The organism is Streptomyces sp. NPDC049954 (genome assembly GCF_040656295.1).
GTDB lineage: Bacteria > Actinomycetota > Actinomycetes > Streptomycetales > Streptomycetaceae > Streptomyces.
On record NZ_JBFALS010000014.1, the window covers coordinates 108,376 to 123,054 of the forward strand.

A 14,679-nucleotide genomic window follows, 5' to 3' on the forward strand; every position below is an offset into this window, starting at 1 on the left:
TCTCCACCTCCGCCGCTGAACTCCACCATAAGAAGATTGCCCCGTTTCCTTGAAAGTACTGCGACCATTGACACACCGGACTCCCGATCCTACGGTGACAGCGCTGTCATCAGACAGTCCGAGAGGGGAGGAGTACGCCATGTCCCTGCACCGCAGAGCACTGCTGACGGGCGCCATGGGCGCCGCCGCGGCGGGGCTGCTGACCGGATGCGGAGGGAAGGACCTCGACGGTCTGCTCGCGCAGGCCGCGACCGTTCCCCGCAAGGGGGCCCGGCTGACCTGGTGGGTGTCCGAGATCCCCTCACGGCGGGGCGCCGTCGTCGTGGACCTGATCATCCGCGCCTTCGAGCGAAGGCATCCCGGCGTCCGCGTCTCGAAGATCAACGCGCTGTCCACCTCGGACGGCAACCGCAGCGCCATCACCACCCAGCTCGCCGGCGGCTCCCCCCAGCCCGACGTGTACCAGGGCGACACGACGTGGCCCGCGCAGCTCGGTCACTCCTCGCTCGCGCTGCCGGTGGAGAAGCTGCTGCCGGCCGGTTTCTGGGACGCCTACCCGGCGGCCCTGCGCGACAGCTCCACGTACGAGGGCCACGTCTACGCGGTGCCGTTCTTCACCGACAACAGCTACCTCTACTACCGCAAGGACCTCCTCGCCAAGCACGGGCTGCGCGTCCCCCGCAGCTGGGAGGAGCTGCTGCGCACCTCCCGCACGGTGCAGCGGGCCGGGGACACGGAGACCGGGTTCCTGTGGCAGGCGGCGGTGACCGAATCGCTGACGGCCAACGTCACCGAGTTCCTCGCCGACGCGGGCGCCGAGGTCCTGGACGGGCGGGGCAGGGCCGTCCTGGGCGGCGCGGCGGCGGAGCGGGCGTTCTCCCTGATGGCCGAGTTCACCGCCCGCGGGGTCACGCCCCGCACCGTCGCCACGTACCAGGAGTCGGACTCGCAGGACGCCTTCGCCAACGGGCGCGCCCTGTTCCTACGCAACTGGTCGTACGCCTGGGTCAACGCGAACACCCCCAAGGTCTCCCGGGTCGCCGGGAAGATCGGGGCCGCCCCGCGTCCGGGCTTCGAGGGCACCGGCCGCTCCGGTGTCTCCTGCGCCGGTGGCTGGAGCAACCTCGTCAACCCCAACTCCCGGGAACTGGGCGCCGCCATGGCCTTCGCCCGGTTCTGCGCCGGGGAGGAGGTGCAGCGCCTCCTCGCCCGGGAAGCCGGGGTCGTCCCCGCGATGACCTCCGTGCTCGACGGCCCGGAGGCCCGCACCGCAGGTGACCCGACGGTTCTGCGCGCCACAGACCTGCGACTCGTCGCCCGGCCGGTGCAGACCCCGTACTACCCGCAGGTCAGCAAGGCGCTGTACACCCCGGCGAACGCGGTCGTGCGCGGCGGTCTCTCCCCCGCGGACGGAGTCCGTGCCGCGGCCGAGGGGCTGCGTACGGCCCTGGAAGGAAAAGCGCTGTGACTTCCGTACTTCCGGCGAGGACGGCGGGGAAACCGCCGAAGAAGGACGTACCCGCCGGGGCCTCCCAGCCGTCACCCCGGGGCTCGGCGGCCCGCCGTCGCGCGCGTACCGGGTGGCTGTTCGCCTCGCCCGCGCTCCTCGTCATCGCCGCGGTGACGGTCTTCCCCGTCGTCTTCTCACTGGTGCTGTCGTTCTGCGAGGTCCGGCTCGAATTCGGCGGACTGCGGCTCGGCTCGCCCACCCTCAGTCATTACGAGGCGCTGCTGACGCACTCCGAGTGGTACCGGGCCCTCGCGTTCACGCTGGGCTTCACGGTCGTCTCGGTCTTCGTCGAACTGGTCCTCGGGACCCTCACGGCGCTCGTGCTGGAACGGCTCGGCGCCGCCCGCGGCTGGATACTCGCCCTGCTTCTGCTGCCCTGGGCGCTGATCAACGTGATCGCCGCCCAGCTGTGGTCGTACCTGTTCAACGGGACCTACGGCGCGATCAGCTGGCTGTGCGAAGAGGTGCTCGGCAGCACGCCCGACATCCTCGGCCGGCCGGTGCCCGCGATGGGGGCCATGGTCGCCGTCGACGTGTGGAAGACGACACCGTTCGTCGCCATCGTCGTCCTCGCCGGTCTGATGCTCATCCCCGGTGACGTCTACGAGGCCGCCGAGATCGACGGCGCGGGTGTGTGGACCACGTTCTGGAAGGTGACGCTGCCGCAGCTGCGGCCCATCGTCGCCATCGCGGTCCTCTTCCGCATCCTCCAGGCGTTCGGGATCTTCGACCTGCCGTTCGTGCTGACCCAGGGCGGTCCGGGCACGGCCACCCAGTCGGTGGCGATCCTCGGGTACCGGATCCTCTTCCAGAACCTCGACTTCGGAGGCGGCGCCGCCGTCGCCGTCACCACCGCCGCCATCGTCCTGGGCTGCTGCCTGTTGTTCCTGCGCGTCTTCCGCGCCCACGTCGACGAGGGAGGCCGGGCATGAGCCGCCACACCCCGCGCACGGGACTGCGCCGTTACGTCAATCTCGTCAACCTGGGCGGGCTGCTGATCGCCGTGTGCGCCACGCTGCCCCTGTTCTGGATGGCGTCCGCCTCCTTCAAGGGGCCCGAGGAGATCAGCGCGACGCCGCCCTCCCTGCTGCCGAAGCACCCCACACTGAGCAACTACGAGAGCGCCTTCACCCGCAACGGGATCGGCCACTACTTCCTCAACAGCGTCGTCGTGGCCGGTGTCTCCACCGTGCTGATCCTGTCCCTGGCGTTCTTCGCCGGATACGCCCTCGCCCGGCTGCCGTTGCGGGGCCGCGGGGCCGTCATGACCGCGCTGCTGATGCTGTCGGTCTTCCCGCCGGTCGCCCTGCTCGTGCCGCTGTTCCTGATGGAGCGCCAGTTCGGCGTCCTCAACAGCTATCCGGGCCTGATCGTCCCCTATGTGGCGCTGAACCTGCCGTTCGCGATCTGGATCATGCGCAACTACCTCAGCGGTATCCCGGGCGAACTGGAGGAGGCCGCCGTCGTCGACGGCGCGGGACCGCTGCGCACCGCGCTGACGGTGATCCTTCCGCTGGCCCGGCCGGGACTGTTCACGGCCGGAGTGTTCTCCTTCACGGCGACCTGGTCGGAGTTCCTGCTCGCCCTCACGTTCAACGGCTCCGACGACCGCCGCACCGTGTCCGTGGGCATCGCGCTGTTCACCAGCCAGTACCAGGTCCCGTACGGGACGATCTTCGCCGGCGCGATGGTGGCCACCGTGCCGATCGCCCTCCTGGTGCTGATCTTCCGCCGGTCGGTCGTCTCCGGTATGACGACCGGCGCCGTGAAGGGCTGAGCGGCCCCGCACGAAGCCTTGTTCTTCTTTCCGGGAGGGGCGGCGGCCCCGACGGCCGTCGCCCCGCCCCCGGCTGACGGCTCCGACGGCCGCCCCCGCCGCTTCCCCACACCCGCACCCGCACTCCGCCCCGTACCCACGCCCGCACCACTCAGCTCAGCCAGTCCGGACACGCGCCCGAGAGGTTCACCGATGCCGCACCCCGACTCCCCCGCCCCCTCCCCCCACGACGCGGACTGGTGGCGGCAGGCCGTCGTCTACCAGGTCTACCCGCGCAGCTTCGCCGACTCGGACGGCGACGGCATCGGCGACATCCCCGGCGTCACCTCCCGCCTGCCCTACCTCGCGGAACTCGGCGTGGACGCCGTCTGGCTGAGCCCGTTCTACCCCTCGCAGCTCGCCGACGGCGGTTACGACGTCGCCGACTACCGCGACGTCGACCCCCGCCTCGGCACCCTCGACGACTTCGACGAGATGGTCGCCACCGCCGGCCGGCTCGGCCTGAAGATCATGGTCGACATCGTGCCCAACCACTCCTCCGACCAGCACGTCTGGTTCCAGGAGGCGCTCGCGGCCGCGCCCGGTTCGGCGGCCCGCGAGCGGTACGTCTTCCGCGACGGCCGGGGCGAGAGGGGTGAACTGCCGCCCACCGACTGGCCCTCCAGCTTCGGCGGCCCCGCCTGGACCCGGATACCCGACGGCCAGTGGTACCTGCACCTCTACGCTCCCGAGCAGCCCGACTTCAACTGGGACAACCCCGAGGTCCGCGAGGACTTCCACGACACCCTGCGGTTCTGGTCCGACCGGGGCGTCGCGGGGTTCCGCGTCGACGTCGCCCACGGCCTCGCCAAGGACCTGCGCGCCCCGCTGCGCGACCTCGGGGAGCAGCGCAGCTACCAGCCCGACGCCCTGCCGGTCGACGGGAGCCACCCGCTCTGGGACCGCGACGCGGTGCACGAGATCTACCGCGGCTGGCGACAGGTCTTCAACGCGTACGACCCGCCGCGCTTCGCCGTCGCCGAGGCGTGGGTGCGCACCTCCCGGCGTACGGCCTACGCCTCTTCGGACGGGCTGGGGCAGGCGTTCAACTTCGATTTCCTCGGCGCGCGGCTCGACGCCGGCGAACTGCACTCCACCATCGACACCGCGCTGGCCGACGCCCGCCGCGCGGGGGCGACCAGCACGTGGGTGCTCTCCAACCACGACGTGGTGCGGCACGTCTCCCGCTACGCCCTGCCCGTCGACTACACCAAGCAGGACATCGAGGCGTGGCTGCTCACCGACGGCCGGGAGCCGGTCCCGGACCGGGCGGCGGGCGTACGCAAGGCACGCGCCGCGGCGCTGCTGATGCTGGCGCTGCCCGGGTCCGCGTACGTCTACCAGGGCGAGGAACTGGGCCTGCCCGAGGTCGCCGGCCTGGAGCGCGCGGATCTCCAGGACCCGATGTGGGTCCGCAGCGGCGGACGCGTCAAGGGGCGCGACGGCTGCCGCGTACCGCTCCCGTGGACCGGCGAGGGCAGCAGCTTCGGTTTCGGCCCCGGCGGCTCGTGGCTGCCGCAGCCGGCCGACTGGGGCCAGTACGCGGCCGACGCGCAGAACGAGGACGAGGACTCCTTCCTGCGCCTGTACCGCGAGGCCCTGCGACTGCGCCGCACACTGGTCGCGGACGAGGACCTGAAGTGGCAGTCCTCCCCGGACCAGACCCGCCGGGGCCTGCTGTGGTTCGCCCGCGCCAACGACTGGCACACCCTCAGCAACCTCGGCGACCAGCCCGTACCGCTGCCGCCGGGCGAGATCCTCCTCGCCTCCGGCCCCCTGCCGGACGACGAACTCCCGCCGTGGACCACGGCCTGGCTGCGCACGGGCTCCGCCTCCGCACGCTGAGGCGCTCTGCCTGGCCCTCCCGTCGCGAGGACGGCGGGTGGGGCCCCGGCAGTCCGCCCCCGAGACACCTAGCACCACCGCCCCGGGACCGGACCACGCGGCACCGGCGGGCGGGGCGGCCCGGCCCGCGTGACGGACACGTAGCTCACGTACCGGGGCCAGGGGTTCGTCGTACGCACGGTGGCCGACTGGCTCGCGTCCCAGCAGCCCACCGCCGCACACCTCGCATAGCGCAAGGCGGGCCGGCTGCGCCCGTCCCGGCCCTCCGGCACCGCAGCCACGCGCTATGCCCTCTGGGCCTGCGCCCGCTCTCGTACCCACGCGGCCAACTCCCGGGCCAGAGCAGCCGATGCGCCGCCCAGGTGGACGAGGGGGCGGTTCTCGAAGCCGGGGAAGTCGCCCCGCAGCGAGGGGAGTGTGATCCCCGCGAGTTTCAGCGCGTCGGCGAGGTCCCTGGCAGCGAGGTCACCCTCCCGGAGCGCCTCCTCGCTGCTCGGGCCGGGGCGCCCGGTCGTGTCCGTGCCCGGCCCCGACCGCGAACCGTACACACTCGGTCGTACGTGGTTGTCGTCCATCGCTCATCTCTCTTCTCGGCGTCGAATCGCTGGCGGCGGGTCCCGTTCAGGGCACGGCGAGGACGAAGTACACCGCCTTGCCGGGTGCCGCGCCCCGTACTCCCCACTCGTCCGCGAGAGTGTCGACAAGGAGCAATCCTCGCCCGCCCGGCTCGGGTTCCCCGGCTTCCTCGCGGCGCATCGACGGGATGCCGTTCCCCTGATCGATGACCGTCACCGTGAAGGCGGCCCCCGACAGTTCGCAGGTCACCCGGCAGTCGTCTGCGCCGTCCGCGTGCAGCACGGCGTTGGTGACCAGCTCACTCGCGAGCAGTTCGGCCGTGTCCGCGAGACCCGCGTCGAGCCCCCATCCCAGGGCGCAGTACCGGACGGCCCGGCGCGCCGGTGGCACGGACTCCTCGACGGCAGGACAGCGAAGTTCCTGTTTGCTCTTCCACACCAGGGACGCACCTCTCGGTGTGTGGTGCCGTTCGCCCCAGGGCGTTCGGGCGCACCACGCAGCGGCATCACACATCGCCATCGATCATGACTTTGCGTGACCATCGAGCATCAAAGTAGTCGTGCAATTACCCGCATTGCAAGTCCCTGATTGACTTACACCCCTTAGGGGTTGCTTGCGGCCCAGGTGAGCAACCGGGCAAACTGACGCGACACACCTTCAGGGAGCGTGATGGGCCAGACGATCAGGAGCCGCCGGCTGGGTTCGGACCTGCGGCAGATGCGGCGTGGGATGAACCTGACGGCCGAGGCGGTGGCCGAGGAACTCGGCTTCTCCCAGTCGAAGATGAGCCGGATAGAGAAGGGCGAGGTCCGCGTCTCCCGCACCGACCTCAAGGCCCTGCTCGCGCTCTACGGCGTCACCGACGAGCGACAGGTGTCCGCCTACGTGGAGACCGCCAAGGACGCGCGGCTGCAGGGCTGGTGGATCGCCTACGAGGACGCGTTGCCGCGCGAGTACCGGGACTTCATCGAGCTGGAGGGCGCGGCGACGGGGATTCGCACCTTCGAGGGCATGATTCTGCCCGGGCTCGCACAAACCCCGGACTACATCCGGCACGTCATCGCAAGCGGTCCGGCAGTTCTGCCCCAGGGGCACGCCGACTCACTGATCAAGACGCGCTTGGAGCGGCAGACGATCCTGGAGGGGCCCAACGCGCCCCGGCTGTGGATCATCGTGACCGAAGGAGCGCTGCGCCAGGTGGTGGGCGGCTACGACGTCATGACTGCCCAGCTTCAGCATCTACAGAAGCTGATGGCCAGGAACAACGTCACTCTCCAGGTGCTCCCCTTCGAGGCGGGAGCGCACGCGGGAGCCCAAAGCGCCTTCGTCATCTTCGACTTCCCGGTCGACACCAGCATTGTTAGTGTGTCCAACCTGACCGGCACACTCTTCATGGATCAGCCTGGCCGTCTCGAAGCGTTCTCCGGAGCTTTCGACCACCTCCGTGCGAGCGCTCTGAGTCCCGCCGATTCATTGAGCCGCATCACGGAGGTCATGGCCGAGATGCGTCGAAGAGCAACAGACAAGAGGACGCAAGCATGAGCAAGCCCGTCGTCATCGGCCCCTTCGTCAAGGCCACTGCGAGCGGTCAGCAGGACAACTGCGTCGAGGTGGCCCCGCTGTCCGACGGCGGACGCGCGATCCGCGACAGCAAGCGCAAGACCGGCCCACTCCTCCTCGTCACCAACACCGGCTGGAACACCTTCACCGACAGCCTCGACGGCGGCGACCTCGGCTGACGGCAACGGCAGTTGCCTGAACTGGAGCCCCGGCGCCCGTGCGGCACCGGGGCTCCGGCTCGTGCTCCGAGGCGACGGCCTACCCCGCCGCCCCCGACAGTCCTACGCTGGCTCCATGAGCGCCCAGCCGAGCAACCCCACCCTCACGGGCCCCTTCGTCAAGGCCACTGCGAGCGGTCCACAGGACAACTGCGTCGAGGTGGCCCCGCTGTCCGACGGCGGACGCGCGATCCGCGACAGCAAGCGCAAGACCGGCCCACTCCTCCTCGTCACCAACACCGGCTGGAACACCTTCACCGACAGCCTCGACGGCGGCGACCTCGGCTGACCCGGCCAGGGGAGGGCCGGGCCTCTCGGGCCCCGGCCCATTCCCTCGTGCTCTGGCGACGTCACGCGAGTACGCCAGGATCCGGGGCGCGTCGCCGCCTGCCACCGCGATGCGAGGGCCATGTCGAGAAGGCTCTGCCGGGGGGCTCTGCCATCGGCTCCGCGCGACCGAATCCGGCCCCTGTCACCCCCGCACACCCTTGACGGTCTCACCCCGCCGAGCGATCGTCGTGCAAGGCAGTGCAATCGGCTCGGGTCCGGAGGCGGTCATGGCGTTACGGTTCATCGGGATCGATCCTGAAACAGGTCAGCAGGGTTCGCCCACGGTGTGGGTCGACGAGGAGAACGCGGAGCTGGTGTTCCAGGGCTGGAAGCCCGGCACCGAGTTGCGGGCCGAGTGCGCGGCGACGCGGGTCCCCGGCCACGCCGAGGGGATTCCGGCGAACGAGGCCGTCGTAAGGGTCCCGGCCCGCATGGTGTCGATGATCAGGGAGGCGTGCGATGTCGCGGAGCGACGAGCCGGGCTTTGAGGAACTGCTGGCAGACGCCCGCCACTCCGCCTGCCACCTGGAGATGCGCGACGTGTACGGGGTGGGCGACGAGACGGCCGACTTCGCGCACTGGAAGCGCACCGGCGAGCGCGACACGGACCCCGCCTCGGCGTACTGGACCCCGTGGGTCGATCTCGTCAGCCGCACGGTCGCACGTGGTGTGGCGATGCGCCGGGCCCGTGTCGTCTCGGAGCCCGTCACCGCCTACATCGGGTACGAGCACGCCGGCGCGACGGTCAACGTCCACGCCGGCGAGGACCTGCGATGGCTGCCCCGGAGGCTCGCCTCGGACATCGCCCTGCCGGGCAACGACTTCTGGCTCTTCGACCGCACCTCGGTGTTGTTCAACCACTTCTCCGGTGACGGGAACTGGGCTGAGCCGAAGTGGGAGGTGCGCACCGAGCCCGCCGTCGTCCAACTCGCCGCGAGCGCCTTCGAGACGGTGTGGGAGCGAGGTATCCCGCACGAGAAGTACACGATCTGACCAGCCCGACCGAAGAGCCGGCCCCCATGACCACCTCACCCTCGTCCGCCGCTCAGGCCGCACGTGAACGCCTCGCGGCAAGGCTGCGGGACATTCGCCGCGATGCCGGCCTGACCGGTGCGGAACTGGCTCTCCGGTGCGGCTGGAGCCCCTCGAAGCGTTCCCGGATCGAGAACGCGAGGACGCCACCCTCGGACGCCGACGTACGAGAGTGGTGCACGGCGTGCGCCGCCGAGGACCAGGCAGCCGACCTCGTCGCCGCCAATCGCCAGGCCGACCAGATGTACGTGCACTGGAAGAAGCTGCACCGCCACGGCATGAGCCGGGCCCAGGCCGAGGTGCTCCCGCTGTACGCCGGCACCAGGCGTTTTCGGATCTACTGCTCCAACGTGGTGCCAGGCATCCTCCAGACCGAGGGTTACGCGACCGCGCTGCTCTCTGCGATCGCCCGCTTCCAGGGCACGCCGGACGACGCGCGGCAGGCCGCCGCCCGCCGCCTGGAGCGCTCCGGAGTCCTGTACGAGGGAGACCACCGGTTCGCGTTCCTGCTGGAGGAGACGGTGCTCCGCTACCGCATCGGGCCGCCGGACACGATGGCCTCCCAGCTCGGCTACCTCTTGGCGGTCATGGCGCTGCCGAACGTCAGCCTCGGCGTCATCCCGTTCGACGCCGAACGCCGCGTGTGGCCACTGGAAGCGTTCTACCTCTTCGACGACCGCCAGGTGAGCTCCGAACTGCTGACGGCCGCCGTCAACGTCACCGCGCCCGGCGAGGTCTCGACCTACTCGAAGGCGTTCGCCGAGATGAGCGAGAGCGCCGTCTACGGGACCCGTGCCCGCAGGCTGATCACGGACGCGATCAACACCCTCGGGTGATCCGCGTGCAAGGCCGTGCAACAAAGTGGTGCGCTCCGCACGGCCGCCTCTAGCGTCATGCGTACGGCGATCAGCGTCCACCCGGTCCACGTCGGCGGCACCCTCAGCAAGCCGCGCACGCGGCGCGGGCCGGGCGGCCCGCCGCTGACATCGAGCGTGCCGCTGGTCCGCCGGTGCCACCGCTGGAAGGCCGTACAGGAGACGGCCTCAGCGTCCCCCACTCACCGAAGGGACCGCATGACGTGAGCACCGCCCTCGAACCCCGCACCACGCCCCCACGGACCCGTGACCCGCGTGAACTCCTCAACGCGGCACAGCGGCACGTGAGGCACCTGCCCGTCAACGTCTCCGACTGCGGCCTGACGCCCTGGGACCGCGAGATCGCTTTGCTGCTCCGAGACAACGAGATGGTGCGCGACATGGCCGAGCGCATCCTGGGCAACGCCGTGATGTACCTGATCACGGCGATCGAGCGCCCCGACTGGCACCTCGGTGTCGGCAAGCTCGTCGACAAGGGCGTCCACCAGATCTACCTGGACACGCCGGTGCTGTTCGCCTTCTTCACCACGCACAACAACGGCGAGTTCAAGCACCACGCGCCGTTCATCCGGCGCCGCAGGGACGGAATCGTGCTGCGCACCGCCGACCTGTTGCGCGAGAACGGCTTCACCCCCGACGAGGAACTGTGGGCCGTGGACGGCGCCGACTGCTCGCCCTGCGACGACAAGGTCCCCGACTCCCACTGATCCCTGGCCCCGCTTCGCGAGGGTGCGGGCCCCGAGCCGGGAACCCCTGACTCGAATCCGGCCCTCGCGAGGCGCTACCCGCCCCCACCACGTCACCGAAGGAGCCCAGTTGCCCGCCCACCACGACATCGCTGCCGAGCGCGAACTCTGGGACACCTACGCCGAGAGCGCCTTCAAGCCCGAGGCCGAGCCGGCCTTCTGCTGGACCCAGTACCCGGGACACGGGCCCGGCCCGGAACTCCTCGGCAACCCGGCGACCGTCCTGGACATCGGATGCGGCACCGGGCGCGCCCTGGCCGCACTCGCCGGGCGGGGCGTGCAAGCCACAGGCGTCGACCTGTCGCCGGTCATGGTCGCCAAGACGCGGGAACGCTGGCGGGCAACCGGCGCCAGGTTCGAGTGCGCCGAAGTCCTCGACTACCTCTCGGAGCCGGCCGCCAGGTACGACGCCGTGTACTCCGTCTTCGGGGCAGCCTGGTTCACCGACCCCGCCCGTTTGTTTCCCCTCGTGGCGCGGAGTCTCAACCCCGGCGGGGTACTCGTGTTCTCACAGCCTCCCGCGATCCCCGGAGCGTACGGGCCGCAAGGCATGTACAAAGGCGGATTCGCCGGGCCGGCCTTGTTCACCTATCGCTACAGCCACACCCCCGAGACATGGGAGCGCCTCCTCCTGAGCGCGGGTTTCGCCACCGCTCGGGCCACCGTGCTCGACGCCCCGCGGCAAGGCCACATCGGGACTCTGATCGTCCGGGCCGAGGTGCGGTGACCGCACGCTGCTCGTAGAAGACGCTCAGGCTGGGCGCCGGGGCGGTCACCGCCGCGTGTTCCGGGCCCACACACGGGAACAGCCCCCGACCTGCCTATGTCTCGGCAGGTCAGGGGCTGTTTTACATGGGGTGGTGGAGATGGCGGGAATCGAACCCGCGTCCAACGGTGCGGAACCAGGGCTTCTCCGAGCGCAGTCCGCTTCGCTTTTCTCGGCCCCGGAGATCTCGCGGACAAGTCTCCGACGGGCTCAGTCACTGTTTGATTTCCCACCAGGCCCCGTGACCAGGTCTAGTGGTTTAGTCCCCTAGCTGATGCCAGGATCCGGGTCGGGAACACTCCCGGGCTGACACTCCGCAGAGTCTTCGCTTAGCTGCTAATTAGGCAGCGAGGGCGAAGGCGGAGGAATCGCGCTTGGTATTGGCGATTATTGTTTGCGACATATGGTTTACGAGATCATTGCCGCTTCCTCGGCTCGCTTCCCCTGCTTCGACATCCGCTGTCGAAACCGATCATCCCCATGTGGTGTTGTCAAGACCGCCGCCCCGGAAGGCGCCGGTCGCCCGCACCTCGGAGGGTGCGTGGCCCATCGTACGTGAACAACGCGGGCCGGGGCCAGCGCATTCCCGCGCGCCCGGCCCGATCCGTCCGCCACCGCGGGTGACGGACCGGTGCCGGTCAGGCCGCGCGCTGCTTGCGGCGGGCCGCCGAGATGGCGCGCTGGGCCTCGCGGGTGTCCTGCTTCTCGCGCAGGGTCTGGCGCTTGTCGAACTCGCGCTTGCCCTTGGCGAGGGCGATCTCGATCTTGGCGCGGCCGTCCTTGAAGTACAGGGCGAGCGGGACGATGGTGTGCCCCGTCTCCTGGGACTTCGACTCCAGCTTGTCGATCTCCTCGCGGTGCATCAGGAGCTTGCGGCGGCGACGGGCCGAGTGGTTGGTCCAGGTGCCCTGCGTGTACTCGGGGATGTGCACGTTGTGCAGCCATGCCTCGTGCCCGTCGATCTGCACGAAGCCGTCCACCAGGGAGGCCCTGCCCTGGCGCAGCGACTTGACCTCCGTACCGCTGAGCACCATTCCGCACTCGTAGGTGTCGATGATGGTGTAGTCGTGTCGCGCCTTCTTGTTCTGCGCGACCAGCTTGCGTCCTTTTTCCTTAGCCATGGTCCGTCCATTTTCGCACTACGAGGGGTGTCCGAGGCCACTCAATACCGTGCGGGCCTGCTCGTCGCCGCCGGGGACGTCCGGGACGAGGCCGGTGCCGTCCACGTCGCGGCCCGCGGGGGTGCGCCAGTGGCCGACGGTGCGTTCGGCTGCGCCCCCGTCCGGCAGGGGTCGCGGTTGCTGCACGGAGCCCTTGCCGAAGGTCCGCTCGCCGACGACGACGGCCCTGCCCCGGTCCTGGAGCGCCCCGGTGAGGAGTTCGGCCGCGCTCATCGTCCCCGCGTCGACGAGCGCGACCACGGGTCTGCGGGCGTCGGGGCCCGGCTCCCCCGGGTCCGGGCGGTCCGCGTAGAGGGCCTGCTGGGCGCCGTGCGCCTCGTACGTGGCGACGAGGCCGCCGTCCAGGAAGGCGCCCGCCGCGTCGGCGGCCTCGGTGACCAGCCCGCCGGGGTTGCCGCGCAGGTCGAGCGCGATGCCGGTGCCGTGCGGGACCTCGGCGACCGCCTCCCGCAGCCGGGCCCCCGAGCCCTTCGTGAAGGCGCTGACCTTGATGCGTACGGCCTCGGGGCCCAGCGGGTGCACACTCACCGGGGGCGTGGTGACGGTGGCGCGGCGCAGCCGTACGGTGTGCTCCCGGCCGGCGCGCTCCAGGCGCACGGTGACCGGGGAGCCGGGGCCCGCGTCGGGGCCGCCGCGCAGCAGGGCGACGACCTCGGTCACGGGAACGCCCTCCGTCGTACGTCCCGCCACGGTGAGCAACCGGTCGCCGACGCGCAGTCCGGCCGCCTCGGCGGGGCCGCCCGGCCGCAGGCGCCGTACCCGCAGGGCGCCCTCGGCGTCGTGGGCGACGGACAGGCCCACCCCCGTGTACGCGCCCTCCAGGGAGCGCCGGTACGCGGTCCAGCCGGCCGCGTCGTAGACGGCGTCCCAGCGTCCGCCGCCCCTGCTGACGGGGGCCGGTGCCGTGTGGCGCTCCAGGGCCCCGGCGGACGGGGCGGGGGACGCGGGCCGGGCGACGGCGGCCGCCGGGGCCGGTGCGCCCGCCACGGCGGCCTGCGGGGGCCAGCCGCCGCACACTCCGGCCACGAGGACCCCCGCGAACAGCAGCGGTACGGCGGCGCCGTGGCCGCCGGTGCGCGGGGACCGGCTTCGGGGAAAGGCGTCGGAATCCGGCATGGCGGGGAGTCTAGGACACCGCGGCCGGGCACGGGGGAAACCCTCGCGGCGCGGGCCGCGCACACCCCGGGGGCACCGTGCGGGCCACAAAGAACCGGCGCCGCACGGTCGTTGACGGACCGTGCGGCGCCGGGAGGCTCCCGGGAAGGGAGAAGAGCCTCAGACCTTCAGGTACTTGCGCAGAGCGAAGAACGCGGCGATGGCCGGCATCACGATGCTCGTGGCGAGGACGAGCGGCAGCTTCTCGATCACGGCGTTCCAGCCGATGAAGTCGATCAGGCTCAGCTTGTCCGCGAGGTTGAGGCCGCCGTCGATGATGAGGAAGCGGCCCACGACCAGGAACCCGCAGGCGGTGATCCCGCCGATGAGCCCGGCGACCGCGGCCTCCATGATGAACGGCGCCTGGATGTAGAAACCGGAGGCGCCGACCAGGCGCATGATGCCGGTCTCCCGCCTGCGGCTGAACGCGGAGACCCGGACCGTGTTGACGATCAGCATGAGCGCGACGACCAGCATGAGCGCCATGAGGGCCCGCGCGGCCCAGTTCATCCCGTCCAGCAGGCCGAAGAGGTTGTCGAGGATGCTCCGCTGGTCCCGCACCGAGTGCACGCCCGCGCGCCCCTTGAAGGCGGAGGCCACGACGGCGTAGTCCTTCGGGTCCTTCAGTTTGACGCGGAAGGACTCCTGCATGAGGTCGGGGGTCAGCTGGGAGGCGATCGGGGAGCGGCTGAACTCCTTCTGGTACAGCTTGTACGCCTCGTCGGCGGACTCGTGCTGGACGGTGTCGACGACCGGCATCTTCTTGAGGTCGGCGAGGATCTGGGCCTTCTGCTCAGGGGTGACGGCGCCCTTCGAGCAGGCCGCGTAATCCTTCTCGTCGGTCTTGCTGCACAGGAAGACGGTGACGTTGACCTTGTCGTACCAGTAGCCCTTCATCGAGTTGACCTGGTCGCTCATGAGCAACGAGGCACCGAAGAGGGCGAGGGACAGGGCGACGGAGACGACCACCGCGAAGGTCATCGTGAGATTGCGTCGGAGACCGACCCCGATCTCCGACAGGACGAACTGGGCGCGCATGGCGTCCTTTCAGGATCTGCGGGCGCCGGCG

Annotated in this window: 17 protein-coding genes and 1 other RNA gene; 12 read left to right on the forward strand and 6 right to left on the reverse strand. The window is 70.6% G+C overall.

The window, feature by feature from the left end:
• Nucleotides 1-139 precede the first annotated feature (139 nt).
• The 4 genes from AB0J21_RS27470 to AB0J21_RS27485 all read left to right on the forward strand — a co-directional run bounded on the left by AB0J21_RS27470 (nt 140) and on the right by AB0J21_RS27485 (nt 5,171).
• Nucleotides 140-1,468, forward strand: coding sequence for an extracellular solute-binding protein (locus AB0J21_RS27470; RefSeq protein ID WP_363148798.1), 1,329 nt, complete (start codon nt 140-142; stop codon nt 1,466-1,468).
• Nucleotides 1,465-2,442 (forward strand): sugar ABC transporter permease, encoded by a 978-nt coding sequence (locus AB0J21_RS27475; RefSeq protein ID WP_363148799.1) that lies wholly within the window; start codon nt 1,465-1,467, stop codon nt 2,440-2,442. The genes AB0J21_RS27470 and AB0J21_RS27475 overlap by 4 nt, the downstream gene beginning before the upstream one ends.
• A complete protein-coding gene (locus AB0J21_RS27480) occupies nt 2,439-3,287 on the forward strand; it encodes a carbohydrate ABC transporter permease (RefSeq protein ID WP_363148800.1) in 849 nt (282 codons plus the stop codon). The genes AB0J21_RS27475 and AB0J21_RS27480 overlap by 4 nt, the downstream gene beginning before the upstream one ends.
• A 192-nt stretch (nt 3,288-3,479) precedes the next feature.
• Nucleotides 3,480-5,171: a glycoside hydrolase family 13 protein gene (locus AB0J21_RS27485; protein ID WP_363148801.1), complete on the forward strand. Its 1,692-nt coding sequence runs from the start codon at nt 3,480-3,482 to the stop codon at nt 5,169-5,171.
• 284 nt (nt 5,172-5,455) lie between these two features.
• Here AB0J21_RS27485 and AB0J21_RS27490 read toward each other — a convergent pair whose 3' ends face one another.
• Entirely contained in the window at nt 5,456-5,746 is a 291-nt protein-coding gene (locus AB0J21_RS27490) for a hypothetical protein (protein ID WP_363148802.1), read from the reverse strand.
• Between the two features lie 46 nt (nt 5,747-5,792).
• Nucleotides 5,793-6,185: an ATP-binding protein gene (locus AB0J21_RS27495; RefSeq protein ID WP_363148803.1), complete on the reverse strand. Its 393-nt coding sequence runs from the start codon at nt 6,183-6,185 to the stop codon at nt 5,793-5,795.
• A 231-nt stretch (nt 6,186-6,416) separates the two neighbouring features.
• Between AB0J21_RS27495 and AB0J21_RS27500 the strand changes: the two genes are divergently transcribed.
• The 8 genes from AB0J21_RS27500 (at nt 6,417) to AB0J21_RS27535 (ending at nt 11,235) form a co-directional block, all read left to right on the forward strand.
• Entirely contained in the window at nt 6,417-7,289 is an 873-nt protein-coding gene (locus AB0J21_RS27500; protein ID WP_363148804.1) for a helix-turn-helix transcriptional regulator, read from the forward strand.
• Nucleotides 7,286-7,486: a DUF397 domain-containing protein gene (locus AB0J21_RS27505; RefSeq protein WP_363148805.1), complete on the forward strand. Its 201-nt coding sequence runs from the start codon at nt 7,286-7,288 to the stop codon at nt 7,484-7,486. Before AB0J21_RS27500 ends, AB0J21_RS27505 begins: the two co-directional genes overlap by 4 nt.
• A 115-nt stretch (nt 7,487-7,601) precedes the next feature.
• Nucleotides 7,602-7,814, forward strand: coding sequence for a DUF397 domain-containing protein (locus AB0J21_RS27510; RefSeq protein WP_363148806.1), 213 nt, complete (start codon nt 7,602-7,604; stop codon nt 7,812-7,814).
• Between the two features lie 268 nt (nt 7,815-8,082).
• Entirely contained in the window at nt 8,083-8,343 is a 261-nt protein-coding gene (locus tag AB0J21_RS27515; protein WP_363148807.1) for a hypothetical protein, read from the forward strand.
• Complete coding sequence (locus AB0J21_RS27520; RefSeq protein ID WP_363148808.1) at nt 8,315-8,848, forward strand: DUF6879 family protein; 534 nt, start codon at nt 8,315-8,317, stop codon at nt 8,846-8,848. Before AB0J21_RS27515 ends, AB0J21_RS27520 begins: the two co-directional genes overlap by 29 nt.
• A 26-nt stretch (nt 8,849-8,874) precedes the next feature.
• Nucleotides 8,875-9,723: a helix-turn-helix transcriptional regulator gene (locus AB0J21_RS27525; RefSeq protein WP_363148809.1), complete on the forward strand. Its 849-nt coding sequence runs from the start codon at nt 8,875-8,877 to the stop codon at nt 9,721-9,723.
• A 242-nt stretch (nt 9,724-9,965) separates the two neighbouring features.
• The gene (locus AB0J21_RS27530) at nt 9,966-10,469 is read left to right on the forward strand and encodes a hypothetical protein (protein ID WP_363148810.1); all 504 of its coding nucleotides are present in this window, start codon (nt 9,966-9,968) and stop codon (nt 10,467-10,469) included.
• A 109-nt stretch (nt 10,470-10,578) separates the two neighbouring features.
• The gene (locus AB0J21_RS27535; protein WP_363148811.1) at nt 10,579-11,235 is read left to right on the forward strand and encodes a class I SAM-dependent methyltransferase; all 657 of its coding nucleotides are present in this window, start codon (nt 10,579-10,581) and stop codon (nt 11,233-11,235) included.
• A gap of 131 nt (nt 11,236-11,366) precedes the next feature.
• Here the strand turns inward: AB0J21_RS27535 and ssrA are convergent.
• From ssrA to ftsX, 4 genes are all read right to left on the reverse strand, one after another.
• Nucleotides 11,367-11,754, reverse strand: a transfer-messenger RNA (tmRNA) gene (gene ssrA, locus AB0J21_RS27540).
• A 158-nt stretch (nt 11,755-11,912) separates the two neighbouring features.
• Nucleotides 11,913-12,395 (reverse strand): SsrA-binding protein SmpB, encoded by a 483-nt coding sequence (gene smpB, locus AB0J21_RS27545; RefSeq protein ID WP_363148812.1) that lies wholly within the window; start codon nt 12,393-12,395, stop codon nt 11,913-11,915.
• Nucleotides 12,396-12,413: 18 nt separating this feature from the next.
• A complete protein-coding gene (locus AB0J21_RS27550) occupies nt 12,414-13,571 on the reverse strand; it encodes a S41 family peptidase (RefSeq protein WP_363148813.1) in 1,158 nt (385 codons plus the stop codon).
• Between the two features lie 159 nt (nt 13,572-13,730).
• A complete protein-coding gene (ftsX, locus tag AB0J21_RS27555; protein WP_363148814.1) occupies nt 13,731-14,648 on the reverse strand; it encodes a permease-like cell division protein FtsX in 918 nt (305 codons plus the stop codon).
• Nucleotides 14,649-14,679 lie beyond the last annotated feature (31 nt).

What these genes read in the sequence shown, in the direction of transcription:
- AB0J21_RS27470 (WP_363148798.1), top strand. Translation starts at nt 140, where the DNA reads ATGTCCCTGCACCGCAGAGCACTGCTGACGGGCGCCATGGGCGCCGCC.
- AB0J21_RS27480 (WP_363148800.1), top strand. Translation starts at nt 2,439, where the DNA reads ATGAGCCGCCACACCCCGCGCACGGGACTGCGCCGTTACGTCAATCTC.
- AB0J21_RS27485 (WP_363148801.1), top strand. Translation starts at nt 3,480, where the DNA reads ATGCCGCACCCCGACTCCCCCGCCCCCTCCCCCCACGACGCGGACTGG.
- AB0J21_RS27490 (WP_363148802.1), bottom strand. Translation starts at nt 5,746, where the DNA reads ATGGACGACAACCACGTACGACCGAGTGTGTACGGTTCGCGGTCGGGG.
- AB0J21_RS27500 (WP_363148804.1), top strand. Translation starts at nt 6,417, where the DNA reads ATGGGCCAGACGATCAGGAGCCGCCGGCTGGGTTCGGACCTGCGGCAG.
- AB0J21_RS27505 (WP_363148805.1), top strand. Translation starts at nt 7,286, where the DNA reads ATGAGCAAGCCCGTCGTCATCGGCCCCTTCGTCAAGGCCACTGCGAGC.
- AB0J21_RS27510 (WP_363148806.1), top strand. Translation starts at nt 7,602, where the DNA reads ATGAGCGCCCAGCCGAGCAACCCCACCCTCACGGGCCCCTTCGTCAAG.
- AB0J21_RS27515 (WP_363148807.1), top strand. Translation starts at nt 8,083, where the DNA reads ATGGCGTTACGGTTCATCGGGATCGATCCTGAAACAGGTCAGCAGGGT.
- AB0J21_RS27520 (WP_363148808.1), top strand. Translation starts at nt 8,315, where the DNA reads ATGTCGCGGAGCGACGAGCCGGGCTTTGAGGAACTGCTGGCAGACGCC.
- AB0J21_RS27525 (WP_363148809.1), top strand. Translation starts at nt 8,875, where the DNA reads ATGACCACCTCACCCTCGTCCGCCGCTCAGGCCGCACGTGAACGCCTC.
- smpB (WP_363148812.1), bottom strand. Translation starts at nt 12,395, where the DNA reads ATGGCTAAGGAAAAAGGACGCAAGCTGGTCGCGCAGAACAAGAAGGCG.
- AB0J21_RS27550 (WP_363148813.1), bottom strand. Translation starts at nt 13,571, where the DNA reads ATGCCGGATTCCGACGCCTTTCCCCGAAGCCGGTCCCCGCGCACCGGC.
- ftsX (WP_363148814.1), bottom strand. Translation starts at nt 14,648, where the DNA reads ATGCGCGCCCAGTTCGTCCTGTCGGAGATCGGGGTCGGTCTCCGACGC.